Below are 22,452 nucleotides of genomic sequence, written 5' to 3'. Positions count from 1 at the left end.
TAAAAACAACTTGCCTAAGTAGTCTACCGCAAATGCTTGATCATACTAGCCCTGTTAAGCCGTCACGAAACTATCCATCACCCGCTTCCGCCCGGCCTGCTCGAAGTCGATTTCCAGCTTGTTCCCCTCGATCTCGGCGATCTCGCCGTAGCCGAACTTCTGGTGGAACACGCGCTGGCCGACCGACAGGTCGCTGCGGCCCTTGTTGCCGAGGCTGACGGCGCTGCTGCGGCTTTCGACGAGGCGGGTGGGCTGGGTGGTGAAGGTGCTGCCCGCGCTCGCGGCGCGTTGCCAGCCGGGGCCGCGGCCGGTGCCGCGGGCGATGTCGGCGAAGGGGTCGGTGCGGTCGGACCAGTTGGCGCGCCACAGGCTCTCGCCGCCGGACATGGTCGTCTCGCTATCGGTGTGCTCGGGCGGCAGCTCGCCGACGAAGCGCGAGGGCAGGCTGCTGGTCCACTGGCCGTAGATGCGGCGGTTGGCGGCGTGGAGGATGGTCGCGCGGCGGCGGGCGCGGGTGATCGCGACATAGGCGAGGCGGCGTTCCTCCTCGAGCGCGCGGGTGCCGCCCTCGTCCATCGAGCGCTGTGACGGGAACAGGCCTTCTTCCCAGCCGGCGAGGAAGACGGTGTCGAATTCCAGCCCCTTGGCGGCGTGGATGGTCATGATCGTGACCTCCGGCTGGCGGGTGTCGCCGTCGCGGTCCATCACCAGGCTGACGTGTTCGAGGAACGCGCCGAGCGATTCATATTCCTCCATCGCGCGGACGAGCTCGGTGAGGTTCTCGAGCCGACCGGCGGCCTCGGCGCTCTTCTCCGCCTGCCACATCGCGGTGTAGCCGCTTTCGTCGAGCAGCTGGCGGGCGAGTTCGGCATGGGGCAGCTCGCGCGCCATGTCGCGCCAGCGGGCGATGTCGCCGACGAGGTTGCCGAGCGCGCGGCGTGCCTGGGGCGTGAGTTCGTCGGTGTCGAGGATGCGCGCGGCGGCGAGGGTGAGCGGCATCTGCTCGATGCGGGCGAGCTGGTGGATCTTGGCCAGCGCCTTGTCGCCGAGACCGCGCTTGGGGACGTTGACGATGCGCTCGAAGGCGAGGTCGTCGGCGGGCTGGTTGACGATGCGCAGATAGGCGAGGGCGTCGCGGATCTCGGCACGCTCGTAGAAGCGATAGCCGCCGACGATGCGATAGGGCAGGCCGATCGCGATGAAGCGGTCCTCGAACTCGCGGGTCTGGTGCTGGGCGCGGACGAGGATGGCGATGTCGTCGAGGCTGGTGCCGATACGCTGCGCCGCCTCGATCTCGTCGCCGACGCGGCGGGCTTCCTCGGGGCCGTCCCAGACGCCGAGGACGCGAACCTTCTCGCCGGCGTCGAGCTCGGTCCACAGCTGCTTGCCGAGGCGGCCGGTATTGTTGGCGATGACGCCGCCCGCCGCGCCGAGGATGTGCGGGGTGGAACGGTAGTTCTGTTCGAGGCGGATCACCTTGGCGCCGGGGAAGTCCTTCTCGAACTTCAGGATATTCTCCACCTGCGCGCCGCGCCAGGAGTAGATCGACTGGTCGTCGTCGCCGACGCAGGCGATGTTGCGCCGCTCCTGCGCGAGGAGGCGTAGCCAGAGATACTGGACGGCGTTGGTGTCCTGATACTCGTCGACCATGATGTAGCGGAAGCGCTGCTGATATTGCTCGAGCACGTCGCGGTGGGTGCGCAGGATCGTGAGAGCGTGGAGGAGGAGGTCGCCGAAATCGCAGGCGTTCACCGCGCGCAATCGGTCCTGATATTGCTGGTACAGCTCGCCGCCGCGGCCGTTGGCGTAGCGTTCGCTCTCGCCCGCATCGATGTCGCGCGGGGTGAGGCCCTTGTTCTTCCACTCGTCGATCAGCCCGGCGAGGCTGCGCGCGGGAAAGCGCTTTTCGTCGAGGTCGGCGGCGATGACGAGCTGCTTGAGCAGGCGCAGCTGGTCGTCGGTGTCGAGGATGGTGAAGTTCGATTGCAGGCCGACCAGCTCGGCATGGCGGCGCAGCATCTTGGCGCCGATCGAGTGGAAGGTGCCGAGCCAGGGCATGCCTTCGACCGCGTCACCGACGAGGCGGCCGACGCGCTCGCGCATCTCGCGCGCGGCCTTGTTGGTGAAGGTGACCGCCAGGATTTCCGACGGATATGCCTTGCGGGTATAGAGCAGGTGGGCGAGCCGGGCGGTGAGGGCGGCGGTCTTGCCGGTGCCGGCGCCGGCCAGCATCAAGACGGGGCCGTCGGTGGTCAACACCGCCTCGCGCTGGGGCGGGTTGAGGTTGCGCAGGTACGGCGGATCAGCGAGTTGGGTGTCGGTCACCCCCGAACAGGTAGGGAACGGCGGCGGCGCGGGCAAGGCTGGAGCGCGTGCAACACGAACGACGCACAATCGACGCGGGGCTGACGCATGGCGCAGCTAGCGGGGCGCTGCCGGCGAGCGCGCGGGCAAGAGCCGGCCCGGCAGAGGCGCGGCGGATCGCGTCGAGCTTGCCGCAGCCATCAGGAGAACCGTCATGAACAGCCTGCTTCGGGCCGCGATCGCGGCCGTCATCGTCACGTCCGCCGCCACGCCGGTGCTCGCCGAGCGCGAGATGGTGAGCGTCCATGTCTCGCGCGCCGGCCTCGATCTCGGCCAGCCCGCCGATCGTGCGCGGATGATGAAGCGCGTGCGCCGCGCCGCCGCTTTCGCATGCCGCCCCGTCTCGTCCGCTGCGGCCGACTATGCCGATGCCCAGCGCTGCCGCCGCGAAATGAGCGACAACGGCGATGCGGCGATCGCCCGGCTGGCGGGCAGCCGGACCGCGATGGATACGGCCGCGAACTGACGACCGGCGCGGGGGTCGGCGACGCATCGCCGGCCCCTTGCCAAATCCCCGGCAGTATGAGAACAAAAGGGGAAGATTCCGGGAGGGCGATGATGAGCGAATTGACCGGCGGATGCCTGTGCGGCGCGATCCGCTACACAGCCTCGGGCGAGCCGGCGCATCACGCGCTATGTCATTGCAGCGACTGCCGGCGCTCGGCGGGGGCGACGTTCGTCGGCTGGGCGCTGTTCCCGAAAGAGCGGGTGACGATCAGCGGCGAGCCGGTCGATTACGAATCATCGCCCGGCACGCACCGGCAATTCTGCGGGCGCTGCGGCACGGGGCTGTTCTTCCTGAGCGACGCGGTGTTCCCCGGCCAGATCGACATCCAGTCGGCGACGCTCGACGATCCCGACCTGTTGCCGCCGCAGGCGTCGATCCAGATGGACGACGCGCCGGCATGGATCGACGATGTCGCGAGCCTGCCGCGCTTCGCGCGCTTTCCCGGATAAAAATCGAGGCCCGGATAAAAATCGGGGCCCGGATAAAAATCGGGGCCCGGATAAAAATCGGGGCCCGGATAAAAATCGGGGCCCGGATAAAAATCGGGGCGGCGTGTTTGAAGCGCCGCCCCGCAGTCCAGGGAAACGGTGCGGAGGGGGATGCACCGTCAGTCGCCTCCGGGGGAGGATGGCGACGGACATCCTTTTGACGGCGATTTGTTGCGGGCGCATGTCTGCGCTGTAGCAAATGCGGGAAAATACGGGCCGGTGGTTCGAGCCCGGGGTTAGAGAGCAGCGGGCAACCGGGCGACGGCGCGCACGGCTTGCAATATCGGGCGGCAGGTTTGAGGGATAGGGGATGACGCCAACCGCTTCGCCGCGCCGGATCCTGATCGCCAGCCTCGTCGGCACCTCGGTCGAATTCTATGATTTCTACATCTATGCGACCGCGGCGGCGCTGGTGTTCGGGCCGTTGTTCTTTCCGGCGGGCGACCCCGCGATCCAGCTGCTGTCGGCCTATGCCAGTTTGGCGGTCGCCTTCGTCGCGCGGCCGGTGGGGGCATGGGCGTTCGGCCATTACGGCGACCGGATCGGGCGCAAGTCGACGCTGGTCGCCAGCCTGATGCTGATGGGCGGTTCGACGCTGGCGATCGCATTCCTGCCGACCTACGCCAGCGTCGGCTGGCTGGCGCCAGTGCTGCTGTGCGTGCTGCGGTTCGGCCAGGGTTTCGGCCTCGGCGGCGAGTGGGGCGGGGCGGCGTTGCTGGCGGTGGAGAATGCGCCCGAGGGCTGGCGCGGGCGGTACGGGATGGTGCCGCAGCTGGGCGCGCCGATCGGCTTCATCGCCGCCAACGGCCTGTTCCTGGTGCTGGGGCTGACGATGACGCCCGCCGATTTTATTGCCTGGGGCTGGCGCGTGCCGTTCCTGCTGTCGATCGTGCTGGTCGGGCTGGGGCTGTGGGTACGGCTGAAGATCGCTGAGACGCCCGCCTTCGCGAAGGTGCTGGAGGAGGGGCCGCCGCCGGCGGTGCCGATGGGCGAGCTGCTGCGCGAGCATTGGCGTAGCGCGCTGGGCGGCACCTTCGGCGCGGTGGCATGCTTCGCGGTCTATTATCTCGCGACCGCCTTCGCGCTGGGCTATGCGACGACGGTGCTGGGGATCGACCGGCAGACGATGCTGACGATGCAGCTGGGGGCGATTCTGTTCATGGCGGTCGGCATTGCACTGTCGGGGGTGTGGGCGGATCGGACGAGCGCTGCGCATGTCCTTGCGCGCGGCTGCGTCGGCGCGGTGGTCGCCGGGCTATTGCTGGCGCCAGCGCTGGGATCGGGATCGCTGGTGGCGATCTTCGCGTGTTTGGCGTTCGCGCTATTCGTGATGGGGTTCGTCTACGGGCCGCTGGGCGCCTGGCTGCCAAGCCTGTTTCCGGCGCGGGTGCGCTACACGGGCGTCAGCCTGGCGTTCAACATGGCGGGGATCATCGGCGGCGGACTGACCCCGGTGGTGGCGCAGGCGCTGGCGACGCGGGGGCCGCATGGCTTGATGCTGGTGGGCGCGTATCTGGCGGTGATGTCGCTGATGAGCCTGGTGGCGTTGGTGATGCTGGGGCGGCGGCGTGAGGTGGGGGTGGTGCTGCTGGAGCCTTGATTCGCCTCGTTGCGACACCTCGTCATCCCGGCCTTGAGCCGGGATCCATGTTGCCGCAGGCGACCCGCTTGGGGGAAGGCTGATCTCGATCCTCACCCTTCCCACTCGGCTTCGCCGAGCGGGCCCCTTCCCTCTCCCAATGGGAGAGGGAGGTTTACGCTTGCCGCAGCAGCGTCAGCCGGGCCTTGCCGTGGACGCGGGTGGCGTCGATGGTGAAGCGGGCGACGTCGATCTCCTCCGGCTTGGCGGTTTCGATGCTGATCCAGGTCGCGGGGCCGATCCAGCCGAGGCGGCCGAGCTTGTCGAGCGCGACGCTGCCGGCGCCGCTGCCGTAGGGCGGGTCCATCATCACAAGGTCGAGCGGTTGCGGCGCTGGGCCGAGCGCCATCACCGAAGTGGCGCGGACGTCGCCCTTGGCGTCGAGCTTGGCGAGATTGGCCTTCAGCGCATCGAGCGCAGCGCGATCATGCTCGACGAACAGGCAGGTTGCGGCGCCCCGCGACAGCGCCTCGATGCCTAGCGCGCCGGAGCCCGCGAACAGATCGGCGACCGCCAGCCCGTCGAAGCTGCCGAGGCGGCTCGCCAGCATCGAGAACAGCGCTTCACGCGTACGATCGGCAGTGGGGCGGGTGGCGTCGCCCTTGGGCGCGACCAGCGGGCGGCCGCGCCATTGACCGGCGATAACCCTCATTTACGCGGCTTTCCGGGCCCGGCCTTGGGCTTGGCGCGCGCCCAGCCGGGCTTGCGCTGCGGGCGCGGGGGGCGGGGCGTCGGCGCGTCACCCGTGGGGCGACCCTCGACATAGTCGCCGCGCTTCGCCGCGGGCTGGGCGCGACCGTCGCGGGTGGGGCGCTGGGGCGCGCGGTCGACTTGTTGGCGGGGGGCGCTGGTGGCAGTGCGTGCAGCGCTTGAAGGCTGTGAGCCGCGAGGTAGTCGTTGCTGGACCGGTCCTTCGACAAGCTCAGGACGAACGGAGGAGGTGTGGCCGGCGCGAACGGAGGAGGGGTGGCCGGGGCGAGCCGTAGGGGAGTGCCCGGGGCGAGCAGCAGGGGAGCGTTCGCCGCGCGTCGCTCTCTCTTGCTCCGTTCGTCCTGAGCTTGTCGAAGGACGTGGCCCACGGGCGGACGAGGGTCGGTCGCCGCGGGCCGGGAAGGAGCGGTCGCCGTGGGAGGGCGTGCGGGTGCCGCGCGCGGCGCGGGGCGCGCCGGCCCCTCCACCATTCGACTGCGCCGAATGGTCCCCCTCCCCGAGACGAGCTCGGGGAGGATTTTGCATCGGCAGCACGGCGATGAGCGCGTCGGGCTTCTGCTTTCTGGCGAGCTGGTATTCGAAATGGGCGATGTCGCCGCTGTGGACCTCGCCGATGGTGCCGACGGGCATGTCGGCGAGGATGAAGGGGCCGTAGCGGGTGCGGATCAGGCGGCCGACCTGGAGGCCGAGATATTCGAGGACGCGGCGGACCTCGCGATTCTTGCCCTCGGTCAGCGTCAGCTCGATCCAGGCGTTGGTGCCGGTGCGGCGCTCGAGGTTGGCGTCGATCGCGCCGTAGCGGATGCCGTCGATCTCGATGCCGTCCATCAGCGTTTCGAGCTCGGGCTGGGTGATGTGGCCGTAGACGCGGGCGCGATAGGTGCGCTCGACGCCGTTGGCGGGCAGCTCGAGCTTGCGCTTCAATCCGCCGTCGGTGGTGAGCAGCAGCAAGCCTTCGGTATTGAGGTCGAGGCGGCCGACAGGGACGAGGCGGGGCAGGCCGCCGGGTAGGCGGTCGTAGATCGTCGGTCGACCGGCGGGATCGCGCTCGGTAACCAGAAGGCCGGTCGGCTTGTGATAGACGAAGAGGCGCGCTTCCTCGGGCGCGGCGACGGGGCGGCCGTCGACCGCGACACCGGCGAGCGAGGTGAGGATCGTCGCGGGCGTCGTGATCGCGACGCCGTCGATCGCGACGCGGCCGTCGTCGATCATCCGCTCGACTTCGCGGCGCGAGGCGATGCCTGCGCGGGCGAGCATCTTGGCGATGCGCTCGCCCGTGCGCGGGGTCTGGTCGTCGTCTTTGCTGGGCATGGCGCGGCTGTAGCCAAGAATTGACTTGGCCGCGAAATATTTTGCGCCATGCCGGCGCGACACGCGTTGTCGCTCGCGTAGCGATTCTTCGATTGGCCCCACATCCATGATCTTCGGCAAGCGCAAACGATCGATCACGCGCCTCCTGGTCGTCGAGGACGAACCGCTGATCGCGTTCGACACCGAGCATTTCCTGTCGTCCGAGGGCTTCGAGATCGTCGCGACGGTCGATCGGGTGGCCGAGGCGGTGGCGGTGATCGAGAGCGACGCCGAGGTGCACCTGGTGCTGGTCGACGTCAGCCTGGCTGACGGATCGGGGCTGGACGTGGCGCGCGCGGCGAAGGCGGCGGGCGTCGCGGTGCTGTTCGTGACCGGCAACTGCCCGGTCGAGGCGGCGGAGGTCGCGGACGGCTGCCTGACCAAGCCCCACGCGCAACGCGACCTGCTGGGCGCGATCGAGGCGATCGAGACGCGGATCGACGGCGGCAAGGCGAAGAAGCCGCCGGCCGGGTTCCGGTTGTTCGGCGGCGATTGACGGGGCTCTAGCCGCCATCGAAATTCCCGCTAGAACCGCCGCTTTGGCGCGGGGTCGAGTGAATGCAGGCGGAGCGGGTGACGTGGTGGGACGGGGTGCGGCCCTATGTGGAGCGTGGGCCGCTCGCGGTGTTCTTCATGGGTATCTCGTCGGGCCTGGCGTTCACGATGATCGGCGCGACGCTGACGACGCGGCTGAAGCAGGACGGGCTCAACAAGTCGACGATCACCGCGTTCAGCCTGGCGTTCCTGGTCTATAATCTGAAGCCGCTGTGGGCGTGGATGGTCGACGGCGTTCGCTTGCCGGTGATCGGGCGGCTGGGGCAGCGGGTGTCGTGGATCCTGCTCGCCGGCGTGCTGGTGATCGCGGCGGTGACGAACCTGGCGCTGGTCGATCCCAAGTCGGCGATTAGCTATACCGCGACGGCGGCGATCCTGGTCGGCTTCGCCGGCGCGACCTACGACATCGTGATCGATGCCTATCGCATCGAGACGCTCGAGCCGTACCAGATGGGCGTCGGCAGCGGCATGACGCAATATGGCTGGAAGATTGGCTCGGTCGCGGCGGGGTCGCTGGCGCTGGCGGTGGCGGCGCGGAGCAACTGGCACGTCGCGTACCTGGCCTGCCTGGTCTTCGCGGTGCCGGCGATGATCGTCGCGCTGGTTCGCGGCGAGCCCAAGCGGCATCGCGAGCCGACGTCGCGGCGGACCACGAGCGAGATGATCGCGTCGATTGCCGGACCGTTCCAGGAGTTCTTCCGCCGCCACGGCGCCTTCGTGATCCTGCTGTTCATCCTGGTCCACAAGATCGGTGACACGCTGGGGCAGCAGGCATTGCGGCTGATGCTCGACGACCTGAAGTTCACCAACGACGAGATCGCGCTCTACGACGTCGGCGTCGGCTTCTGGGCGTTCTGGGTCGGGCTGTTCATTGGCGGCGTGCTGTATTCGCGGCTGGGGTTGAAGCGCTCGGTGCTGATCTCGCTGGTGCTGATGGCGGTGAGCAACGCGAGCTTCGCGCTACTGGCGGGGGCGGGGCATTCCAACCTGGGGCTGGCGGGCGCGATGGCGTTCGAGAATGCCGCGAGCGGGATCGGCGGGGTGACGGTGATCGCCTATTTCTCGGCGCTATGCGACCTGCGCTTCACGGCGGCGCAATATGCGCTGATCTCGGCCGGGGCGAGCGTGGTGGGGCGCGTGCTGACCGCGACGACGACGGGGCGGCTGGTCGATGCGATGGGCTATGTCGACTTCTATTGGCTGACCACGGCGGCGGCGGTGCCGGGGGTGCTATTGTTCTGGTGGATGAGCGCGAGCGGGCTGGTCGATCGCTCGATCGGGTCCGCGGGTGTCGCGGGCGAGGGGGATGTAAGGGACGGGGATTGAGGGGCGTCTGGCCGGGTCTTGGTCCCCGGCGTTCGTGGGGGTGACGGATGGCCGAGGCGCACGATCCTATCCCCACGCGACATCCCGGGCTCGACCCGGGACCCATCGTGCGGTGGGCGACTCAGCTTGAGTCTCGGGTCAGTCGCCCGCGGCGAGATGGGCCCCGGCTTTCGCCGGGGTGACGGAGGTGGAGGTTACTGTCCGCGGCCGGTCTTGGCCTGGAGTTCGTCGATGCGCTTCGAGGCTGCGGCCTTGGTCAGGCCATCATCGAATTCCTCGTGCGCTTCCTCGCTCAACGTTTTCAGATAGCTGGCCTGGGCGCCGGTCATCGGCTCGTCGCCGGTGGTCCAGTCGTCGGGATCCTTCTCGGCATTGCCTGTGGGGTGGTCCTTCGGATTCATGTGCTGGTCGGTCATGGGGTGGGGTCTCCTGTTTCGAAGACCCCAACTCCCACGTTCCTTATCCGTTCCAGGCGGTGAACGGCAGGTCGAGCGCCTCGGCGACGGCCTGGTGCGTGATCTGGCCCTTGAAGACATTGAGGCCGGCGGCAAGGTGCGGGTCGGCCTTCATCGCGGCCTCGGCGCCGAGGTTCGCCAGCTTCACCGCGAAGGGCAGCGTCGCGTTGTTGAGCGCGAAGGTGCTGGTGCGCGCGACCGCGCCGGGCATGTTGGCGACGCAATAGTGGATCACGCCATCGACCTCGAAGACCGGATCCTCGTGGGTGGTGGCGTGGCTGGTCTCGAAGCAGCCGCCCTGGTCGATCGCGATGTCGACCATCACCGCGCCGCGCTTCATCGTGCCGATCATCTCGCGGGTCACGAGCTTGGGCGCGGCGGCGCCGGGGACAAGGACCGCGCCGATGACGAGGTGAGCGTTCTTCACCGCCGCGGCGATCGCCGCCTTCGAGGCGTAGGCGGTCTTGATCTGCGAGCTGAAGAACATGTCCAGCTCGGCCAGGCGATCGTTCGAGATGTCGTAGATGGTGACGTCGGCGCGCATGCCGACCGCCATCTGCGCGGCGTTGACGCCCGAGACGCCGCCGCCGAGGATCGCGACCTTCGCCGGCGCCACGCCGGGGACGCCGCCGAGCAGGACGCCGCGACCGCCCTGTTCCTTTTCGAGGTAATGCGCGCCGACCTGGACCGACATGCGGCCGGCGACTTCGCTCATCGGCTTGAGCAGCGGCAGGCCGCCGCGCGCCGCGGTGACGGTTTCATAGGCGATGCAGGTTGCGCCCGACTTCATCAGCCCCTCGGCCTGCGGCTTGTCGGCGGCGAGGTGGAGATAGGTGAAGAGCAGGTGGCGTGATTCGAGCATCGCGATCTCGCTCGCCTGCGGCTCCTTGACCTTCACGATCATGTCGGCGGCGGCGAAGACCGACTTGGCGTCGGGCAGGATCGAGGCGCCGGCGTCGATATAGTCCTGGTCCTCGAAATCGATGCCGGCACCGGCGTTGGTCTCGACGACGACCTCATGACCGGCGGCGACCAATTCGGCGACCGACGGCGGGGTCAGGCCGACGCGATACTCGTGGTTCTTGATTTCCTTGGGAACGCCGACCTTCATGGGAACTCTCCTGAATTGTTGGCCCGCGTGTAGCGCATCGGCGGCGGGAGGTGTTCGCGATGTGCGCCGCGCCAAGGCAATGCGACGGGATGATCTTGCGTGCGTGGCGTGGTAGGCGGGATCGTTATGCTCGATGACTTCGATCGCAAGATTCTCGCCCAGCTGGCGCATGATTCCGACCTGACCAGTGCGGCGCTGGGGGAGCGGGTGGGGCTTTCGGCGAGTGCGGCGCATCGGCGGGTGGCGGCGTTGCGCGAGGCGGGCCTGATCGCCGGCTATCGCGCGGTGCTGTCGCCGGCGGCGCGGGGCAAGCCGTTCGTGGTGCTGGTCAACGTCACGCTGAAGGACCAGCGCGAAGAGACGATGGCGGCGTTCGAGCGCGAGATCGTCGACGTTCCGCAGGTGCGCGATTGCTTCCTGATGAGCGGCGAGGCGGATTATCTGCTGCACGTCGAGGCGCGCGAGGGGGATAGCTTCGAGCGAATCCATCGCGAGATCCTGTCGCGGTTGCCGGGGGTGACCCGGCTGGCGTCGCATTTCGTGATTCGCGAGGTGATCCGGCGGCCTTGATCCTTGCCGTTCGTGGTGAGGAGGCGCTGAGCGACGTCGAAGCCTCGTCTCGAAGGGGGGGCCAAGCCACCTGTGCTTCGAGACGGCGTTTCGACGTCGCCCCGCGCCTCCTCAGCACGAACGGAGGGGCGGAAGATGTGTGCGCGCCGAAGGCGTGACGGAGGGGGCGGAGCCGTTAAACGTTGGTGCTCGCTTACCTCCCCCTCCGACAGCTTCGCTGCCACCTCCCCCTGGCGGGGGAGGATTGCCTGAGCCCCCCCCATCGCATGACACGTCGATGACGGCCTCTTGAACCCGGCGTTGCTGGGGCAATATCGGCGTGCTAATCCGGCCCCACACGCGATTAGGGGCGAGCGCGGACTCCAACCATGGCATTCCATTGCCGGCCGACCTGCCGGAACACCCACCTGTGACGGCAGAGAACTTCGGCGCTCCCGACGAGTCGCTGAACCATGCCGTCGCGTCGGCGCACGGCGGCGGGCACGCGCAGGACGGGCTGGCCAAGCTGGCGGTCGGGGCGATCGGCATCGTGTTCGGCGACATCGGCACCAGCCCGCTCTACGCGTTCCGCGAAACCTTTGCCGGGCATCACAAGCTGGCGGTCGACACGGCGCACATCATGGGCGTCATCAGCCTGATGTTCTGGTCGATGATGATCGTCGTGACGCTGAAGTACGTCGCCATAATCATGCGCGCCGACAACAAGGGCGAGGGCGGCAGCCTGGCGCTGCTGGCGCTGGTGTCGGGACGGACCAAGACCAAGCGCTGGTCAACGGGGATCATCCTGCTCGGCGTGTTTGCGACCGCGCTGTTCTATGGCGACAGTATGATCACGCCAGCGGTGTCGGTGCTGTCGGCAGTCGAGGGGCTGGCGGTCGCCGCGCCCTCGCTGGCGGGGCTGGTGTTGCCGGTCGCGGTGGCGATCCTGGTGTTCCTGTTCACCATCCAGAAGAGCGGGACGGCGCGGGTCGGCCTGTTCTTCGGCCCGATCATGCTGACCTATTTCGCGGTGATCGCGGTGCTGGGCGTGCTGAGCGTGATCGAGACGCCGAGCGTGCTGTGGGCGCTGTCGCCGCACTACGCGTTCGAATTCTTCCTGATCGATCCGGTCCGTGCGTTCCTGGCACTGGGATCGGTGGTGCTGGCGGTGACCGGCGCCGAGGCGCTGTACGCCGACATGGGCCATTTCGGACGGCGACCGATCGCGGTGTCGTGGCTGTTCTTCGTCCTGCCGGCGCTGATGTGCAACTATATGGGGCAGGGCGCGCTGCTGGTCCGCATGGGCGATGCGGCGCTTGCGAGCCCGTTCTACATGCTGGCGCCCGAAAGCCTGCGCTTTCCGCTCGTGATCCTGGCGACCGCCGCCGCGGTGATCGCGTCGCAGGCGGTGATCTCGGGCGCCTTTTCGGTCACGCAGCAGGCGATCCAGCTCGGCTTCGTGCCGCGGCTGCGCATCGAGCATACCAGCGCGTCGACCGCCGGCCAGATCTACATCCCGCTCGTCAACTGGATGCTGATGGCGATGGTGCTGTTGCTGGTGCTGTTCTTCCGCACCTCGTCGAACCTGACCAGCGCGTACGGTATCGCGGTGACCGGGGCGATGACGATCGACACCTGCCTGCTCGGCGTCGCGCTGACCCGGTTGTGGAAGTGGCCGCGCTATGCCGCCATCCCGCTGCTGGCGCTCTTCTTCCTGGTCGACGGCGCCTATCTCTCGGCGAACCTGACGAAGGTGCCCGACGGCGGCTGGGTGCCGCTGCTCGTCGGCTTTCTGATCTTCACGCTGCTGACGACCTGGTCGAAGGGTCGGAAGCTGATGATCGAGCGGCTGCACGAGGCGGCGATGCCGCTGAAGGTGTTCATCCACTCCGCCGCCTCGTCGGCGAGCCGGGTGCCGGGCACCGCGGTGTTCATGACCAGCGCCGCCGATGGCGTGCCGCAGGCGCTGCTCCACAATCTGAAGCACAACAAGGTGCTGCACGAGCGGGTGATCCTGCTGACGGTCAAGATCATGGACCAGCCCTATTGGCCCGAGGAGGAGCGCGCCAAACAGGATGAGATGGGCGAGGGCTTCTATCGCCTGATCCTGCGCTACGGCTTCATGGACGAGGTCGACGTACCCGCGGCGTTGAAGCCGATCAAAAGCTGCGGCGCCGAGTTTAAGATGATGGACACCAGCTTCTTCCTGTCGCGCCAGACGCTGCTGGCGTCGGAGCGGCCGGGCATGATGCTGTGGCGCGAGAAGCTGTTTTCCTGGATGCTGCGCAACGCCGAGAGCGCGATGGAGTTCTTTCGCCTGCCGACCAACCGGGTCGTGGAGCTAGGTAGTCAGGTCGAGATCTGAGCAACGCCCCCATCATCGTCACCGCGCTGTTCGGACGGCGCGACCAGGGCTGGTTCGATTCGGAGCGAGCGGCCTATTTCCCGCCCGAGCGCAACGTGTTGGCGGCGCATCTCACGATGTTCCATCACCTGCCGCCGTCGATCGAGGCGGAGCTGAAGCATCGGTTGAATGAGGAAACGCGCGGGGTCCGGGCGCCCGACGCGCGGGTCGCCGGGCTGATCTCGCTGGGGCGAGGCGTCGCCTACAAGATCGAGTGCCCGGCGCTGATCGGCATCCGTGCGCGCCTGGCGGAGGCGTTCGTCGGGCTGCTGACGCCGCAGGACGCCGGCGGCTGGCGACCGCACGTCACCATCCAGAACAAGGTCCAACCGGCGGCGGCCAAGGTGCTGCTGGGCGCGCTGTCGCGCGATTTCCGGCCGCGCGCGGTCGAGATCGCCGGGCTGGCGACATGGTGGTATCGCGGTGGGCCGTGGGAGCCGCTGTCGCGTCACATGTTCGCTTGACCGGCCCAAAAAGCGCCCATATAGGCCGCGCCTCACAAGCCCTTGGGGCGGAGTAGCTCAGCTGGTTAGAGCAGCGGAATCATAATCCGCGTGTCGGGGGTTCAAGTCCCTCCTCCGCTACCACCGGTATCATCCGGCCAAGACGCCTCTGGCGGCCTGGATCATGTGTCGTCATCGCGATGACCCCACTCAGCGACGTGTGAAGCTCGATCGACCAAGCGCCGTCGTTGGCGGGGGTGAGGTGTACCGAGCCGATCAGATCCCGCAGCCGCGCGAAGACTTCGTGGGCGTTCGGGGTGTTGGACCCCAGCATCAGCGCCAGCCGCCGCACCCGCTGGCGATACTCCGCGACCAGGTGCGGGTTCATCGCGATCACCGGTGTTGCCGCCAGCTCGTCACGCTGCCGGCGGAGATCCTCGCGCTCGGCCTTGCGAGCGGCCATCGCCTCGCGGATCTCGGCGAAGTCGATGCCGCCCTCGGCAATCGCGGTGACCAGGCGCTCGATTGCCTTGTCGAGCATGGCGATGCGCCGGTCTAGCGCTTCGCTGCGCTTGCGCTCTTCCTTCATCTGCGCCTCGCTGGCCTTGTGGTAGCGGTTGACCAGGTGGCTGACGGCCTCCGGCTTCAGCAGCTGCTCTGTGATGCCGGCGAGGACGCGCTCTTCCAGTTCTTCGCGCGCGATCCGCTGCGCGACGTCGCAGGTCCCGGCCTCGCGGTGGCGTGCGCAGCCGTAGCGATGGGACGCGACCAGGATCATCGCGCCGCCACAGCCGCCGCAGCGGATGAGGCCCGACAGCAGGTAGCGCGGCCGGCGCTGCTGGCCGCTCGGGCCGATCGAGCGCAGGTCGCGTTCGTCCTGGACGCGCTGCCACTGCTCCTCGGACACGATCCGTAGGTGCGGCATTTCGGTTAGCACGCGCTCGGTCCCGGCGTTGGTGCGCGAGAGCCGGCGCCGCGTCTCGGGATCGCGGACCATCCGCACGCGATTGTAGACGAGGCGACCCGCGTAGATCGGGTTGTGGAGCAGGCCGATGCCCCGCGCCTTCGAGCCCGCGATCGACGAGGCGCGCCATTCGCCGCCGCGCGGCGACTGAATGCGATCGGCGTTGAGGCCGTGGGCGATCGCCTTGGGGCTGCGGCCGGCGAGATACTCGTCGTAGATCCGGCGGATGACCGCGGCCTGTTCCTCGTTCACCCGGCGATGGCCGCGATCAAGCGTGCCGTCGCTGGCGATCGTCGGCACCACCTCGTAGCCGTAGGCGAGCCCGCCGGGCACGCGCCCGCGCGACACCGCGCCGCGCTGGCCGCGGCGGATCTTTTCCGCCAGCTTCTTCAGCTCGAGGCTGTCCATCGTGCCCTTCAGGCCGATGTGCAGCTCGGTGACGTCGCCGACGCTGAGCGCATACAGGCGGACGTTGGCGAAGCTCAGCCGCTTGTAGATGCCGGCGATGTCCTCGAGATCGCGCGCGGCGCGATCGAGGTCCTCGACCATCACGATGTCGAACGAGCCGACCGCGGCGTCGGCAAGCATCTGCGTCATCCCGGGCCGACGGTTGTTGGCGCCCGAGATGGCGAGATCGGTGTAGACCTCGACGACGTCCCAGCCCTCGCGATCGGCGCGCTGGCGGCAGTCGCGGATCTGGTCCTCGGCCGAGGTGGCGCTTTGCTTGTCGGTCGAGAAGCGGGCGTAGATGGCGGCACGGGGCATTGGCGACTCCGGTGGTCTAAGGCGCGCCGAACATCCTCCGCCGCCATGTCGCGGGCAATCGCGTCGACGAGGGCGGCGATCGCCGCGGGCAATGGCTGGCCGGCGATCATGTCGCGTTCGCGCCCAGCCGGTGCCGTGCCGCCCAGCCCAGCTCAATGCCCGCGCGCACCGCCGCCTCGAGGCAGGTGCCGCCGTTGGGGAAGCCGCGGACGACGATCGCCAGCAGCTGTTCGGTCCGCTCGGCGGGCGGCTTGGCAGGATCGGATGCGTCGCCGGCGAGCGGCGGGCTCCACGCCGTCGGCGGCGACGCATCCTCAGCAACCGTCCGATCCAATCCTCCGGCCGGCGCTGTCTCGTGAAGGGTGGCACTCATGCGGGCGTCGTCGCAAGCGCTGCGTCGTATTCCGCCTCGGCCTGGGCCCGGTGGGCGGCGATTGCATCGTCGGTGACGAAGATCTCGGCCGACACCAGCCAGCCGTTGCCGTCCTCATGGACGAAGGCGCGGCTGCGGTCGTTGTGCGGCTCGGGCCAGAAGACGCGGTTCTCGAGGAACGTGCCGGTGAACGGCCCGGCGGCGGCGTGTCGGGCGTTGCGCTCGACGACCTGGCGGCGGATCCGCAGCTGGCGCTGCTGCTCGGTCTCGGCCGAGCCGGGGGAGGCGGGGCGCTGCTGCTCGACGGCGCGGCGCTGGCGCTTCTCGACGAACATGACGCGGGGATCGAGCGACAGCTGGCCGCTGTCATCGATGCCGACCAGGATCTTCACGTCGGTGCGGCTGCGGCGGATCTCCGCCCAGGGCTTGCGCCACTCGACGCTCTCGACCTTCACATAACCGGGCGGCGTCGTGACGCCGATCGCGTTGCCGACGGTGTCGTGGACCCGCAGGCTGGCGGCGACGACGAAGCCGCTGATCGACGGCGACAGATCCTCGCTGCGCTGGAACTCGGGCAGGCGACGGAGCATCTGGAACTCGATCATCTCGCGCGCGGCCGTCTCGAGCGCGAAGGGCGTGGCGAGCTGCTGGGCGCCGGTCTTTTCGGCGAAGAGATCGTCTTCATAGCCGCCGCCGCGACGTTCGTACGCCTCCGCGCCGACGAACTGGAACAGCGGGTCGTCGGTCTTGTAGGTCTTCATCGCCAGCGAGAAGCGGATGCGATCGGTGGCGTGCGCCGTGCTGCCGCGGCGATCCTCGTCCTCGAACACCTCCTGCTGCAGGACCTGGTCCTGCGAGCTGGCGTAGGCCATCGCGGCGTCGAGCGTGATTCGGCCGTCCGCCAGCGCATCGAGGACCGGCGTGGCGAGCTGCGCCAGGCGAAGCCGCTGCTTCACCACGCGCTCGCTGAAGCCGAAGCGCTTCGCCAGCTCGGCCGGCGAGGTGTCGCCGCGATCCATCAGCTTCTTGAAGGCGAAGAACTCGTCGACGGGGGACATCGTCCGCTGCTGCAGGTTCTCCGCCAGGCTCAGCTCGACCGCCTCGTCGACGTCGCGGATCAGGACGGGGACCTTCCAGGCGCCGTCGAGCAGTCCTTCGTCCCACAGCCGCTGCAGCGCCTGAAGCCGCCGCCCGCCGCCGACGATCATCACCTTGTCGGCGACATCGTCGATGAAGCGCTGGTAGCCGATCAGCGACTGGAGCAGGCCGTGCGCGGCGATGTCCTCGGCGAGCGGGCTGACGTCCTCGTCGCTGCGGACATGGCGGACGTTCTCCGGCGCGCGGAGCAGCGTGGCGAGCGGGAAGAGCAGCGGCGCGGACGGCACGATCCGCACCGCCGTCGCCGCCAGCGAGGTGCGGGCGGGCGGATAGGCGGGGGCGCGCTGCGCCTCGAAGTCGGCCTTGGTGGCGCGACCGGCGGCGAGGGTCAGGATACGGCGGGTCAGGCCCTTCTCAACGGCGGGGGTGGGTGTCATGGGACGACATGCTCCGGCTGAAATGCCGCGAGCGCAGATCTCGACGAGCGGCTTTCGGGTGCGCTCACACCCGCTGTGTCACCAGCGGGTGCGTCGGGAACGGGGAGGGGGACCGCTTCCGGCCGGTCCCCCGACTTGGCAGCGGCGATGCAGTCCTCGAGGTCGATCTGGCGCGGGTTGGCGATCACCGGAAGGTCGACGTCCAGGTCGCGATCGTGCCCGCGGGATCGATCGCGAGCATCGCCAGGCTGACGACGATCGTCGCGAGGATCGCGGCGGCGCCGACGACTTGCCAGTCGGCGTCGTCGATCGGATCGGGGACGCAGGCGCGGCAGCGGCAGTCGAGCGCGTGCCACTCGGCGCGCGGCGGGAAGTCGTGGTGCTTCACAGGAAGGTCCTCCGATTGAGGAGCCCGCGGATCATCGTCACGACGATGACCAGGCCGAAATTGTTGATCGCCAGCGCCGCGACCGCGACGCGCAGGTTGCCGCCGAGCGCGAAGGCGAGGGCGAAGCCGTTGACCAGGCCGAGGACGACGAGGAACCGGCTCATCCGGCGCAGCTGCGTCGGCACGGGGAGCGGCGGGGCGTTCACGACGCGGATCCCGCGGGTTGGAATGACGGCACGAGGCGGACGGCGAGGTCGACGCCGGCGGCGCGATCCATCAGCAGCGCCAGCAGCTCGGGATCGAGGCGAAGCGCGCGCACGCTGAGTAGCGCATTGGCCGTTGTGCAGCCGAGCGGGTCGATGCCCTCCTCAATCCGGCGCAGCCATTGCTCGCGCGACTGGCAGCTGATCGCGGGCTCGCTGTCGAGGCACAACGCCAGGTCGCGCAGGGTCATCGCGGCTTCCTCGCGCGACTGGCGCAGGTAGGTGCCCGGCGTCACGACGCGCGCTCCACAGCCAGCGGCTCGAGCGGATCGACGTCGGCCCGGCCGGTGGCGTGCAGGGCGCCTTTCACGAAATGGTCGGCGGCGCGGATCATCGCGACCGCCTTGTTCAGCTGGTGCCTCGCCGTCGGCGACGGGACGGTGCCGGCGATCCGCTCGACGGCCGCGTCGAGCGTCGCGAATTGGTCGCGGTAGGCGTTGAGGTCGGATCGGTTGGACACGCGGGCGTTCTCGGGCAGCAGGACACCGCCTCGCCGATGGGGATCGGCAAGCCGGTGCGGGTGATCGGTGGTGGTCAGCGGGAAAGGTTGAGCGTCAGGGCGGGACCGGTGGCGGATCGGCGGTGCGGCCGAGCGCGGCGTGGATCGTCGCCATCGCCGCCGAGGCGACGCGGTGGACGTCCTCGACCTGGCGCAGCGCCTCGGCCAGTGCCTTGTCGTCGCCGGGTGCGAAGCCGGCGGCGATCAGCGCGCCGATCGCCTCGCCATTCTCGCGCGCCAGGTCAGCCGAATGGTGGGCGATCGCCGCCGAATCGGCGAAGCGTGCGGCGCGGGCGGTCTGCAGCTGGCGGCCGAGCGCCTCGAACAAGGGATAGCCGCGGCCGAAGCGCGCATCGTGCTCGATGTCGAGCAGGAACATGTCGCGCGCGGTCAGCTGCTCGCGGCGATCGGGGTGCGAGAGGTTGCGCAAGTAACCGGGGGCGCGGCCGGTGATCGCGGCGGCACGCTCCATCCCGATCTCGCCCAGGACGAGGTTGAGCTCGTTCTCCATCGTCAGCGGGTCGCGTTCGAGCGTCATGCGGCACCTGCACGAAAAGCCGGTGCCGACGGTCGCTGACCGCCGACACCGACTCGTGGCACGTCGCACCGCAGACTGGTCCTCCGTCCGGTGCACAGGTGCGGAGCCCGGCCGGTCTGCGAGCGGCAGGGAGGGGGGAAGGTTGGCGCCGGCGACAACGCCATCACAACGAGATGCCGCCGGCGATCGCCGCCCGTGCGGCTGCGATTCGGGTGAAGGGTCATCGCGCGACCTCGAGGCCGGCGGTCGAGGCCGCCGATTCGCGGGGGTAGAGGTCGGGGCGAAGGTCGTTGCGGGAGACGCCGGTGGCGGCTTCCACCGCGAGCACCAGCTCGGCCGGCAGCAGCTTACCCTGGGAAAGCCAAGTGTAGACAGTTGCTTGGCTGCGCCCGACCAGCCTGGCGAACGCCGATTGCGATCCGGCAAGCCGGACCGCTCTCGCGAGCGGAGAATCAAGCTGTGTCTCAATGCCCATGATACGAGCTAAAGGAATTCCAATAGATCGGTCAAGCGGCAGATTGCGGTATGCCGCTATTGGTAATCCGATAGACCTTCGCCGATGATCATCGGTCAGCGGATCAGGGAACGGCTAGATGCGCTCGGCATGAGCCAGTCGGAACTGGCACGCCGGGTGCCGATGACGCAGGGGGCCATCGCCGGATTGATCACCGGACGTTCTCGCTCATCGACGCATCTGCATAAGATCGCGCGCATTTTGCATACGACGCCCGATTACCTTGAAGGTCTGACCGACGATCCAGACGCCAACGCGCCGCCGCCGCCGCCGGCGCCGACGACGCAGATCGTCAGCCTGCCCGTCGTGCTGCCCAGCCAGCCGGCGCTGGCGGCGATGTTCCGGGGTCTTCTGCTGTCGGTCGAGGGGCTGAAGCTGACGACGGACGAGCTAGCTGATGAGCTTGCCACGCTGCTGCCCACCGGGCTTGGGCAGATAAAAGGTCGGCTTCGCTACGTTGAGAATGATGACGCCGATGGGCAATCCTCGCCTGGCGAAGATCGCTCCACCGACGGTGAACAGCGCCCACAAGCACAGCGCAACTGACTTCGCAGACCCTGCAAGCCAGATGGCACGCAGGGCTATCCATCAAAACCCTGGTGTTCATGAATCGGGTAGCCTCCCGAGCGACTCGTCTTTAGGGTGACCCTTAATTGACGGGGGGTCTTAATGAGTGATGATCGTGGGGGTAACATCCAGAACTTGCTAGGAATGGCGAGGACGGCAGTTCTGGCGGGCAACAATGAAGAGGCGATTGCCTACTACAACAGGGTGCTAGAGGTTGATCCTGGCTGTAGCGAGGCGTGGTTGGGGAAGGGGACTGCCGCGGGGTGGCTCTCATCAATCGCGCAGCTGCGGGTCAACGAATCGCTGGTCGCGTACGGCAACGCTATCGGTAGCGCGTCCGACGACGACAAGTCGACGGCGGCGGCTGCTGCTGCCAACGAGCTGGGCAAGATTTGCGACGCGATCTATGGAATGGCGCGGCAACACTACGTCGACCATGCCGCGGTCGCGGGGGTGCGCGAAACCTATGTCCGCACGTCGGCGGTGCTGAGCGACGCGCTTCAGCAAGCTCATGCGTGGGATCCGCTCAATCGCCACGTGCTCGACGTGACGGTGCTGATTTGCCGGCAACTGCTCGACCTTGGCGGCATCGGCGAGCTGGCGCCGATCCTGCGGGAGCGATTGGACGAGGCGGTGGCCGAGATCCAGACGATGGATCCTTCCTACCAGAGGCCGGCGCTCGCATTGCGGACGGAGGCCGACAAGGAGCAGGCCAAGGCTGAGTCCGATCAGGTGGGCTACATCGTGCTGTTCATCGTGCTGATCTTCGCCGCGATCGCCGGCGCAGTGGCGAAGTCCGGGTCATGAGCGTCGCTTACGAGATTCAGCGCGCCAGCGATGGCGCGCTATTGCAGCTGGTCGATGCCATCAGGGAGATCGATCCGGCGACGCTTGTCACCTTTACGGCGCAAGATGAAAACATTTCGATCGGACCGAACGATGGGGCCAACTGGGAAGGAAGGTCAACCTACACGGAGGCAACTTACTACATCGAAAACCTGTCTATCAAAGATCAGTCCAATTCTTTTGTTTTCGAGTTTCACCGCGCCGAGACGTGGTTTGCTATGCCGAATATCGGTACACGATGGCATCGTGCGCCAGCACCCTTCGTTGATGGTCTCAAGATCGAGGGGCCGAGATATCATCGTGAGGCAATCCTCGCGGCGATCGCAGCTGAGTTGGAACTGGGGCCGCCTGAGCTCAATTCCGATCCAAGGCCACCCGTGGACGTCACTCAGAAGTTGCTGGCGCAGGTCGCGGCGGCTGCCGGCAGGGTCGTAGAGCATACCGCGGAACGACAGCGCGATCTCGATGGCTACCGCGGCCAACTCGAAGATCAAGCGTCAGCAGCGCTGGAGCGCAAAACCGCTGAGCTTGTCAGAGAGCACGAAAATGCGATGAAAGCGCTGGCTGAGCGAGAGAGCCAATTGAATGTGCGGTTGCAAGGGGTCGACGATCGTTCGAACACCCACGTTCGTCGCGCGCTTCAATCGCAGATGGCTAACCTTTCGGACACTGGATTAGACGGCAACCTCCTGGCCCGATCGGCTAAACCATTCTTTCTGCCGATCGCGATCGCTGCGGTAGCGATAGTAGTAGTCGTCGCTTTGATTTGGTTCGAGCAGCGGTTCCTCGCGTCGACCAATGCGACGATCGCTGCAATCGCCAGCGGCGAAGGGGCGCCGGCGGTGAAGAGCATTCAGGTCAACAATCTCACGCGTGACCTTCTGTTCACACAGCTGCGCATCGCAGTGCAAACGCTCGGCGCTGGCGCGCTGGTTTGGTACATCCTCCGTGTCGCGACCTCGCGTTACCAGCAGATCAGTCGCTGGGAGAACGAGCTACACCGCTTCCGTCTGGATACAGAACGCGCCGGCTTCTTAGTCGAGGGTGAATTGGAGGGTCGGAAGAACGGCGAGTTCGGGCTTCCCGAACTCATGGTCGAGCGGTTCTCAAGAGGGCTGTTCTCGTCCAGCCATCAGGACGACGGAGGCAGCGACGATCAGATCGGATCAACGCTCGGGCATCTGCTCGGCCGTGCGGCTGCGGTGAAGATCGGCACGGATGGCGTGTCGGTCGACATCGACAAAGGCGGCCTGAAGAAGGCCCGGAAGGACATAGAGAAGGACGTTGCCGAGTGAAC

At 67.8% G+C, this 22,452-nt stretch carries 25 protein-coding genes, 1 tRNA gene and 1 pseudogene; 13 read left to right on the top strand and 14 right to left on the bottom strand.

From position 1 onward, the window contains the following. Window positions 1-54: 54 nt before the first annotated feature. A complete protein-coding gene (locus GGQ80_RS04155) occupies window positions 55-2,325 on the bottom strand; it encodes an ATP-dependent helicase (RefSeq protein ID WP_343050824.1) in 2,271 nt (756 codons plus the stop codon). A gap of 193 nt (window positions 2,326-2,518) precedes the next feature. Between GGQ80_RS04155 and GGQ80_RS04150 the strand changes: the two genes are divergently transcribed. From GGQ80_RS04150 to GGQ80_RS04140, 3 genes are all read left to right on the top strand, one after another. Beyond that, the gene (locus GGQ80_RS04150; RefSeq protein ID WP_183982633.1) at window positions 2,519-2,830 is read left to right on the top strand and encodes a UrcA family protein; all 312 of its coding nucleotides are present in this window, start codon (window positions 2,519-2,521) and stop codon (window positions 2,828-2,830) included. Window positions 2,831-2,922: 92 nt separating this feature from the next. After that, entirely contained in the window at window positions 2,923-3,321 is a 399-nt protein-coding gene (locus GGQ80_RS04145) for a GFA family protein (RefSeq protein WP_425506014.1), read from the top strand. Window positions 3,322-3,670: 349 nt separating this feature from the next. Next, window positions 3,671-4,960, top strand: a complete 1,290-nt coding sequence (locus GGQ80_RS04140) for an MFS transporter (protein ID WP_183982631.1) — start codon at window positions 3,671-3,673, stop codon at window positions 4,958-4,960. Between the two features lie 154 nt (window positions 4,961-5,114). On the opposite strand, the gene rsmD is transcribed toward GGQ80_RS04140, so the two are convergent. Then, window positions 5,115-5,651 (bottom strand): 16S rRNA (guanine(966)-N(2))-methyltransferase RsmD, encoded by a 537-nt coding sequence (rsmD, locus tag GGQ80_RS04135; protein ID WP_183982630.1) that lies wholly within the window; start codon window positions 5,649-5,651, stop codon window positions 5,115-5,117. Next, window positions 5,648-7,021 carry a pseudouridine synthase gene (locus tag GGQ80_RS04130; protein WP_246346849.1) on the bottom strand — a complete coding sequence of 458 codons (1,374 nt, stop codon included), beginning with the start codon at window positions 7,019-7,021 and terminating at the stop codon, window positions 5,648-5,650. The genes rsmD and GGQ80_RS04130 overlap by 4 nt, the downstream gene beginning before the upstream one ends. A gap of 106 nt (window positions 7,022-7,127) precedes the next feature. On the opposite strand from GGQ80_RS04130, the gene GGQ80_RS04125 reads away from it, so the two are divergent. Continuing rightward, on the top strand, window positions 7,128-7,556 hold the full coding sequence (locus tag GGQ80_RS04125) for a response regulator (protein WP_183982629.1): 429 nt from the start codon (window positions 7,128-7,130) through the stop codon (window positions 7,554-7,556). A 62-nt stretch (window positions 7,557-7,618) separates the two neighbouring features. Beyond that, complete coding sequence (locus GGQ80_RS04120; protein WP_183982628.1) at window positions 7,619-8,941, top strand: AmpG family muropeptide MFS transporter; 1,323 nt, start codon at window positions 7,619-7,621, stop codon at window positions 8,939-8,941. Between the two features lie 194 nt (window positions 8,942-9,135). Here the strand turns inward: GGQ80_RS04120 and GGQ80_RS04115 are convergent, their stop codons facing one another. Then, the gene (locus tag GGQ80_RS04115) at window positions 9,136-9,357 is read right to left on the bottom strand and encodes a DUF3072 domain-containing protein (RefSeq protein ID WP_183982627.1); all 222 of its coding nucleotides are present in this window, start codon (window positions 9,355-9,357) and stop codon (window positions 9,136-9,138) included. Window positions 9,358-9,400: 43 nt separating this feature from the next. Further along, complete coding sequence (gene ald / locus GGQ80_RS04110) at window positions 9,401-10,507, bottom strand: alanine dehydrogenase (RefSeq protein ID WP_183982626.1); 1,107 nt, start codon at window positions 10,505-10,507, stop codon at window positions 9,401-9,403. A 126-nt stretch (window positions 10,508-10,633) separates the two neighbouring features. On the opposite strand from ald, the gene GGQ80_RS04105 reads away from it, so the two are divergent. The 5 genes from GGQ80_RS04105 to GGQ80_RS18720 all read left to right on the top strand — a co-directional run bounded on the left by GGQ80_RS04105 (window position 10,634) and on the right by GGQ80_RS18720 (window position 14,462). Continuing rightward, window positions 10,634-11,077: an Lrp/AsnC family transcriptional regulator gene (locus tag GGQ80_RS04105; protein ID WP_183982625.1), complete on the top strand. Its 444-nt coding sequence runs from the start codon at window positions 10,634-10,636 to the stop codon at window positions 11,075-11,077. A 445-nt stretch (window positions 11,078-11,522) separates the two neighbouring features. Then, window positions 11,523-13,421, top strand: a complete 1,899-nt coding sequence (locus tag GGQ80_RS04100; protein WP_183982939.1) for a potassium transporter Kup — start codon at window positions 11,523-11,525, stop codon at window positions 13,419-13,421. After that, a complete protein-coding gene (locus tag GGQ80_RS04095) occupies window positions 13,418-13,924 on the top strand; it encodes a 2'-5' RNA ligase family protein (protein ID WP_183982938.1) in 507 nt (168 codons plus the stop codon). The genes GGQ80_RS04100 and GGQ80_RS04095 overlap by 4 nt, the downstream gene beginning before the upstream one ends. A 46-nt stretch (window positions 13,925-13,970) precedes the next feature. Further along, window positions 13,971-14,047 (top strand) — tRNA-Met (locus tag GGQ80_RS04090). 118 nt (window positions 14,048-14,165) lie between these two features. Beyond that, entirely contained in the window at window positions 14,166-14,462 is a 297-nt protein-coding gene (locus GGQ80_RS18720; RefSeq protein WP_343050823.1) for a hypothetical protein, read from the top strand. 162 nt (window positions 14,463-14,624) lie between these two features. On the opposite strand, the pseudogene GGQ80_RS18715 reads toward GGQ80_RS18720, so the two are convergent. From GGQ80_RS18715 to GGQ80_RS04045, 9 genes and pseudogenes are all read right to left on the bottom strand, one after another. Beyond that, window positions 14,625-15,632, bottom strand: a pseudogene (locus tag GGQ80_RS18715) (recombinase family protein); the annotation flags it as partial. 106 nt (window positions 15,633-15,738) lie between these two features. Continuing rightward, a complete protein-coding gene (locus GGQ80_RS04080; protein WP_183982624.1) occupies window positions 15,739-16,005 on the bottom strand; it encodes a hypothetical protein in 267 nt (88 codons plus the stop codon). Beyond that, window positions 16,002-17,540, bottom strand: a complete 1,539-nt coding sequence (locus GGQ80_RS04075; protein WP_183982623.1) for a ParB/RepB/Spo0J family partition protein — start codon at window positions 17,538-17,540, stop codon at window positions 16,002-16,004. The genes GGQ80_RS04080 and GGQ80_RS04075 overlap by 4 nt, the downstream gene beginning before the upstream one ends. A 184-nt stretch (window positions 17,541-17,724) precedes the next feature. Then, entirely contained in the window at window positions 17,725-17,928 is a 204-nt protein-coding gene (locus GGQ80_RS04070) for a hypothetical protein (RefSeq protein ID WP_183982622.1), read from the bottom strand. After that, complete coding sequence (locus tag GGQ80_RS04065; protein WP_183982621.1) at window positions 17,925-18,134, bottom strand: hypothetical protein; 210 nt, start codon at window positions 18,132-18,134, stop codon at window positions 17,925-17,927. The genes GGQ80_RS04070 and GGQ80_RS04065 overlap by 4 nt, the downstream gene beginning before the upstream one ends. Next, the gene (locus GGQ80_RS04060; RefSeq protein ID WP_183982620.1) at window positions 18,131-18,427 is read right to left on the bottom strand and encodes a hypothetical protein; all 297 of its coding nucleotides are present in this window, start codon (window positions 18,425-18,427) and stop codon (window positions 18,131-18,133) included. The genes GGQ80_RS04065 and GGQ80_RS04060 overlap by 4 nt, the downstream gene beginning before the upstream one ends. Then, window positions 18,424-18,651: a hypothetical protein gene (locus tag GGQ80_RS04055; protein ID WP_183982619.1), complete on the bottom strand. Its 228-nt coding sequence runs from the start codon at window positions 18,649-18,651 to the stop codon at window positions 18,424-18,426. The genes GGQ80_RS04060 and GGQ80_RS04055 overlap by 4 nt, the downstream gene beginning before the upstream one ends. 94 nt (window positions 18,652-18,745) lie before the next feature. After that, complete coding sequence (locus tag GGQ80_RS04050) at window positions 18,746-19,228, bottom strand: hypothetical protein (RefSeq protein ID WP_183982618.1); 483 nt, start codon at window positions 19,226-19,228, stop codon at window positions 18,746-18,748. A gap of 220 nt (window positions 19,229-19,448) precedes the next feature. Next, entirely contained in the window at window positions 19,449-19,703 is a 255-nt protein-coding gene (locus tag GGQ80_RS04045) for a transcriptional regulator (RefSeq protein ID WP_183982617.1), read from the bottom strand. Between the two features lie 84 nt (window positions 19,704-19,787). Here GGQ80_RS04045 and GGQ80_RS04040 point away from each other — a divergent pair, with 84 nt between their 5' ends. The 3 genes from GGQ80_RS04040 to GGQ80_RS04030 all read left to right on the top strand — a co-directional run bounded on the left by GGQ80_RS04040 (window position 19,788) and on the right by GGQ80_RS04030 (window position 22,450). Further along, window positions 19,788-20,288: a helix-turn-helix domain-containing protein gene (locus GGQ80_RS04040; RefSeq protein ID WP_183982616.1), complete on the top strand. Its 501-nt coding sequence runs from the start codon at window positions 19,788-19,790 to the stop codon at window positions 20,286-20,288. 123 nt (window positions 20,289-20,411) lie between these two features. Then, window positions 20,412-21,116, top strand: coding sequence for a tetratricopeptide repeat protein (locus tag GGQ80_RS04035; RefSeq protein ID WP_183982615.1), 705 nt, complete (start codon window positions 20,412-20,414; stop codon window positions 21,114-21,116). Continuing rightward, the gene (locus tag GGQ80_RS04030; protein WP_183982614.1) at window positions 21,113-22,450 is read left to right on the top strand and encodes a hypothetical protein; all 1,338 of its coding nucleotides are present in this window, start codon (window positions 21,113-21,115) and stop codon (window positions 22,448-22,450) included. Before GGQ80_RS04035 ends, GGQ80_RS04030 begins: the two co-directional genes overlap by 4 nt. The last annotated feature ends 2 nt before the right edge of the window (window positions 22,451-22,452 follow it).

Origin of the sequence: Sphingomonas jinjuensis (genome assembly GCF_014197105.1) — a bacterium.
Lineage (GTDB): Bacteria > Pseudomonadota > Alphaproteobacteria > Sphingomonadales > Sphingomonadaceae > Sphingomonas > Sphingomonas jinjuensis.
The sequence above is the reverse complement of the archived record's forward strand: the minus strand, read 5'-3'. Positions and strand labels throughout refer to the sequence as shown.